Here is a 5,478-nt window from a genome sequence, read left to right as displayed (position 1 = left end):
GATGGCTAGATAGTGGTGGGCGTGGCGGGCCAGGCGGATGACATCGCTCATCGGCAGCAGGGTGCCGCCGCCGGTCAGCCCGCGCCCGGCGGCGGCTTCGAGGTCGGCCAGCGTGGTGGTGACGATGATGGAGGCGGGTAACCCGTTGTGCTGACCCAGGTTCCCGGAGGCCAGCACGCCGCGCAGTGCGGCGTTGAGTCCGTCGTGCTGGCGTTGGGCGGCCGAGCGTGGGTCGTGGTCGATGGCGTCTTGGGTGGGTGCGCCGTCCACACAGGGGGTGTCGTCGTGGGGGTTGCACATGCCGGGCGCGGCGAGTTTGGCTAGGACGGTTTCCAGGGTGGCGCGGGCTTCGGGGGTGAGCCAGCCGCGCAGCGCCGACATGCCGTCGGCTTGCTGGTTGCCCAGGGTCAGACCGCGTTGGCGGGCCCGGTCGTCGTCGGTGTAGGTGCCGTCGGGGTTGAGGCAGTCGGCCAGGGTGCGGGCCAGCCCGGCGAGTTGTTCGGGGCGAAACCGGCTGCCCTCGGTGGCCAATCGCGCTTCGGCCCGCTCGCGGGTGGGCATGTCGATCCAGCCGGGCAGCTGGTGGTAGAACTTGCGGATCACCGCCACCTGACCCGCACCCAGGGCGCCGTCGCGTTGTCCGGCGGCGGTGGCGGGCAGCATCGGGCCCAGCGGTTCGCCGGTCAGGCCGTGGCGTGGGCCCAAATCGCGTGCCTCGTTGAGGCGGCGGGCGGCTTCGGCGCGGCTGATCAGGGTCGCCTCGGCGATGGCCTGGACTGCTGTGGCGCCGAGTTCGACCGAGGGTGCTTGGCGGGCCAGGGAATTGATCACGGGGTGCTCGACGGCTGGGATGCGCCGGCGCTGCTTTTCGCAGCGCGCCAACACCGCCAACTGCTGCCGGGGCTTCAGCGCGTCGACGTTCAGCGCGCAGACCCGATCCCAGGCGGCATCGAGCGCGTCGAACGCCGCCTCGACATCCTGCTCATCACTCACACCGCCAAACTAGCGGCACCCACCGACAAAAATCGGCCGAGAAATCGCCATAGATTCACACTCGCGCAAATAATTTCGTGGGGGTCACGGTGTCGCACGGTGATCGACCGTGCCAAGGATGTAAGACCACCTCGCCCGAATCGCCATAGATTCACACTCGCGCAACTCATTTAGAATTCGCGACCGCTCCGGCTCGGCGCGCAGCACAGGCCCAGACGATCTTGCCGGATTTCTCGGACCAAGACCTGCCGATCGAGGTCCCGCGTCTTGTCGGTGCGCAGACCTAAACTCTCGATGCCCAGGTAAACACGCACTTCGAAAGGGGGTCGCCGGCATGCGATTCCTGCACACCGCCGACTGGCAGTTGGGCATGACCCGGCACTTCCTCGCCGGTGACGCCCAGCCGCGCTATTCGGCGGCTCGCCGCGACGCGGTTTCCGGTCTGGGCGCCCTGGCGGCCGAGGTGGGCGCCGAGTTCGTTGTGGTGTCGGGCGACGTCTTCGAACACAATCAGCTTCCGCCCAAGGTCATCGGGCAGTCCCTGGAAGCCATGCGCGCCATCGGAATTCCGGTGTACCTGCTGCCGGGCAACCACGATCCCCTCGACGCCTCGTCGGTGTACACCAGCGCGCTGTTCACCTCCGAGCGTCCCGACAACGTCGTGGTGCTCGACCGGGCCGGCGTGCACCAGGTGCGTCCCGGGCTGGAAATCGTCGCCGCGCCGTGGCGGTCGAAGGTCCCGACCACCGACCTGGTCGCCGACGTCCTCGACGACCTGCCCGCTGCCGCGGGCACCCGGATCCTGGTGGCGCACGGCGGCGTGGACGTCCTGGATCCCGATCGGGACAAGCCCTCGCTGATCCGGCTCGCCACCGTTGACGACGCGCTGTCGCGCGGCGCGGTGCACTACGTGGCGCTCGGGGACAAGCACTCGCTCACCCGGGTCGGCGACAGCGGCCGGGTCTGGTATTCCGGCTCCCCGGAGGTCACCAACTTCGACGACGTGGAAGCCGACCCAGGCCATGTCCTGATCGTCGACGTCGACGAGGCCGACCCGCAACGCGCGGTGTCCGTGACGCCGCGGCACGTCGGAAGCTGGCGGTTCGTCACCTTGCGCCGACAGGTCGACTCCAGCCGTGACATCGCCGATCTCGACTTGAACCTCGACCTGATGACCGAGAAGGACCGGACCGTGGTGCGCCTGGCGCTGACCGGTTCGCTGACGGTCACCGACCGCGCCGCGCTGGACGCCTGCCTGGACAAATACGCACGGCTATTCGCCCACCTGCGCACGTGGGACAGCCACACCGACCTGGCGGTGATCCCGGCCGACGGCGAGTTCAGCGATCTGGGCATCGGAGGTTTCGCCGCCGCAGCGGTCGAAGAGCTGGTGGCGACGGCGCGCGAGGAGGACCCCGCCACCGCCGTGGACGCCCAGGCCGCGCTGGCGCTGCTGCTGCGCCTCACCGACCGGGGTGCGGCGTGAAGCTGCACCGGTTGATCCTGACCAACTACCGCGGGATTTCGCACCGGGACATCGAATTCCCCGATCACGGCGTCGTGGTGGTGTGTGGCGCGAACGAGATCGGCAAGTCGTCGATGATCGAAGCCCTGGACCTGCTGTTGGAGGCCCGGGACCGTTCGACGAAGAAGGAAGTCAAACAGGTCAAGCCCACCCACAGCGACGTCGGCTCCGAGGTGTCCGCCGAAATAAGCTGCGGCCCTTACCGTTTCGTCTACCGCAAGCGGTTTCACAAGAAGTGTGAGACCGAGCTGACGGTCATCCGGCCGTGCCGCGAACAGCTGACCGGTGACGAAGCCCACGAGCGGGTCCGGGCGATGCTGGCCGAGACGGTGGACAGCGACCTGTGGCATGCCCAGCGGGTGCTGCAGTCCGCGTCGACCGCCGCGGTGGATTTGTCCGGGTGCGACGCGCTGTCCCGCGCGCTCGATGTCGCCGCCGGCGACAGCGGAGGGTTGTGCGGCACCGAGCCATTGCTCATCGAACGCATCGACGCCGAATACGGGCGTTACTTCACCCCGACCGGACGCCCTACAGGCGAGTGGGCCGCCGCGATCGCTCGGCTGGCCGACGCCGAGGCCGCGGTTGCCGAGTGCGCGGCCGCGGTCGCCGAGGTCGACGAGCGGGTGGCCCGCCACGCCGTGTTGACCCAGCAGGTCGCCGACCTCTCCCAGCAACGGATCGCCGTCGGCCCGCGGGTGGCCGCCGCGCAGGAAGCCGCCGATAACGTCGCCGCGCTCACCGCGCAGCAGCGCGAAGCCCAGCTGGTCGCCGACGCCGCGGTCGCCACCGCCACCGCCGCGGGCGGCGCCCACACCGCACGCCGGCAACTGCTGGCCGAAATCGACTCGCGCGCCGAGGCTGTGGCCGAAACGCAAGCGCAGGCCGAAGAAGCCGCCGCCGCCCAGGCCGCGGCGCATGCGGAGGCCGAAGCGTCCGACGCCGCGCTGCACCAGGCCACCGAGGCCCTGGCCGAGCTGCACCGCCGGGCCGACTCCGCGCGGTGCACGGTCGACCGGCTCGCCGACCGCGAAGAGGCCGACCGGCTGACCGCCAGGTTGGCCAGGATCGACGCCATCGAGCGGGATCGCGAGCGGATCGGCGCCGAGCTCACCACCATCGCGGTCACCGAGGCGGTGCTGCGCCGCATCGAGGACGCCGCGGCCGCCGTCGACCGCACCGGCGACCAGTTGGCGCTGACCTCGGCAGCCATCGAACTCACCGCGGCGGCGGACATTCAACTCATCGTCGGCGGCCGGCAGGTCTGGCTGCCGGCCGGGCAGAGCTGGACGACCACCGCCGCCGGACCCACCGAGGTGACGGTCCCCGGCGTCCTGACCGCCCGGGTCACCCCGGGCGCGAACACACTGGACGTGCACGCCAAACACGCTGCGGCACAGCAGGAGTTGGTCGCAGCGCTGGCGGCCGGCGAGGTGGCCGACCTCGACGCCGCACGATCCGCCGACCAACGTCGCCGCGAGCTGCAGAGCACCCGTGATCAACTCGGCGCCACCCTGGCCGGCCTGTGCGGTGAAGAGCGGATCGAGGAGCTGCGATCGCGGCTCACCCAGCTGCGCGCCGCACACCCCGCCGAGACAAGTGCCGCGCCCGTGGACATCGGGGCCGCACGCGCCGAACTCACCGCGGTGCTTCAGGCCCGCGAGGACGCGTCGACCGAGTACGAGGCTCGCCGTCAGGCCGCTGCCACAGCGGCTACTGCGCTCGCCGAGTTATCCACGCGCGCAACGGTTCTGCAGAACACCTTGGCGACGCAGCGCGCCGAGCTGAACGCCGCCGCCGGCCGGCTGACGGCCGAGCGGGCATCCGCCGGCGATGCGGAACTCGCGGCCTCGGCGGACACGGCGCGCAGCGCGGCGCAGGCCGCCCAGCAACGCGTCACCGAAGTCGCCGAAGCGCTGGCCGCGGCCGCACCCGATGCGGTCGCCAGCGAATTGGCCGACGCGACAAAGGAAGCCGACTCGCTGCGCGAGCGCTACGAAGGAGCCGCGCGCGCATTGCGCGAGATCACCATAGAACTCTCGGTGTTCGGCAGTGAGGGACGCCAGGGTAAGCTCGACGCCGCACAGACGGAGCGTGAGCACGCCGCCAGCGAGCACACCCAGGTGGGCGGCCGCGCGCGGGCGGCGCAACTGCTGCGCTCGGTGATGACGCGCCACCGCGACACCACCCGCCGTCGATATGTCGAGCCCTATCGTGCGGAACTGCAGCGACTCGGGCGTCCGGTGTTCGGCCCCAGCTTCGAGGTCGACATCGACAGCGACCTGTGCATCCGCAGCCGCACACTGAACGGCATCACGGTGCCGTACGAATCCCTGTCCGGCGGGGCCAAGGAGCAGCTCGGCATCTTGGCCCGGCTGGCCGGCGCGGCCCTGGTCGCCAAGGAGGACGCCGTCCCGGTGGTGGTCGACGACGCGCTCGGTTTCACCGACCCCGATCGCTTGACCAAGATGGGCGAGCTGTTCGACACCGTGGGAACCCACGGGCAGGTGATCGTGCTGACGTGCAGCCCTGACCGCTACGACGGTGTCAAGGGCGCGCACCGCATCGATCTCAGCGCTTAGCCCACGCGGCCGGCCGAGGCCGAAACTGCTGGTCAGAACGATTCGATGCCATGCCGGCGCCTCGCCTGCAGAATGGGAACATGGTGGGGCCACGCGAATGACGATGAACGCGAAGCGCAGCCGGGTGCAGCAGAAGCTGGCGGAACTGCCCGGTGTGCGACCCGTGCGCCGGCCGATCTCACCGCACAGCGCCGAAGAGTTCGATCTGTACTACGTGCGCGCCGGCCGTAAGTCTTCCAGTCCGGTGGTCATCATCCCCGGGGGTCCGGGCGTGGCGTCGGTGCAGATGTACAAGGGACTGCGGCGGCGCGCAGCGGCGGCCGGCCTCGACGTCATCATGGTCGAACACCGCGGGGTGGGGATGTCGCGGCACGACGACTC

The 5,478-nt window shown here is 70.3% G+C and carries 3 protein-coding genes and 1 pseudogene; 3 read left to right on the top strand and 1 reads right to left on the bottom strand.

From position 1 onward, the window contains the following. Window positions 1-993, bottom strand: a 993-nt coding sequence (locus A5646_RS09630) for a 13E12 repeat family protein (RefSeq protein ID WP_067021420.1), incomplete at its 3' end; no start/stop codon positions are given. Window positions 994-1,327: 334 nt separating this feature from the next. Between A5646_RS09630 and A5646_RS09625 the strand changes: the two genes are divergently transcribed. The 3 genes and pseudogenes from A5646_RS09625 to A5646_RS09615 form a co-directional block, all read left to right on the top strand. Then, window positions 1,328-2,479, top strand: a complete 1,152-nt coding sequence (locus A5646_RS09625) for an exonuclease SbcCD subunit D (RefSeq protein WP_067021417.1) — start codon at window positions 1,328-1,330, stop codon at window positions 2,477-2,479. Further along, window positions 2,476-5,097 carry an AAA family ATPase gene (locus tag A5646_RS09620; protein ID WP_067021415.1) on the top strand — a complete coding sequence of 874 codons (2,622 nt, stop codon included), beginning with the start codon at window positions 2,476-2,478 and terminating at the stop codon, window positions 5,095-5,097. Before A5646_RS09625 ends, A5646_RS09620 begins: the two co-directional genes overlap by 4 nt. A 97-nt stretch (window positions 5,098-5,194) precedes the next feature. Continuing rightward, a pseudogene (locus A5646_RS09615) lies at window positions 5,195-5,478 on the top strand (alpha/beta hydrolase); the annotation flags it as partial.

The sequence above is a fragment of the Mycobacterium sp. 1245499.0 genome (assembly GCF_001673615.1).
Lineage (GTDB): Bacteria > Actinomycetota > Actinomycetes > Mycobacteriales > Mycobacteriaceae > Mycobacterium > Mycobacterium europaeum_A.
Note: the sequence above shows the minus strand (reverse complement) of the source record. Positions and strands in the feature narration are given on the sequence as shown.

Excerpts from the sequence above, each read along its gene's own strand:
- A5646_RS09625 (WP_067021417.1), top strand. The coding sequence starts at position 1,328 with ATGCGATTCCTGCACACCGCCGACTGGCAGTTGGGCATGACCCGGCAC.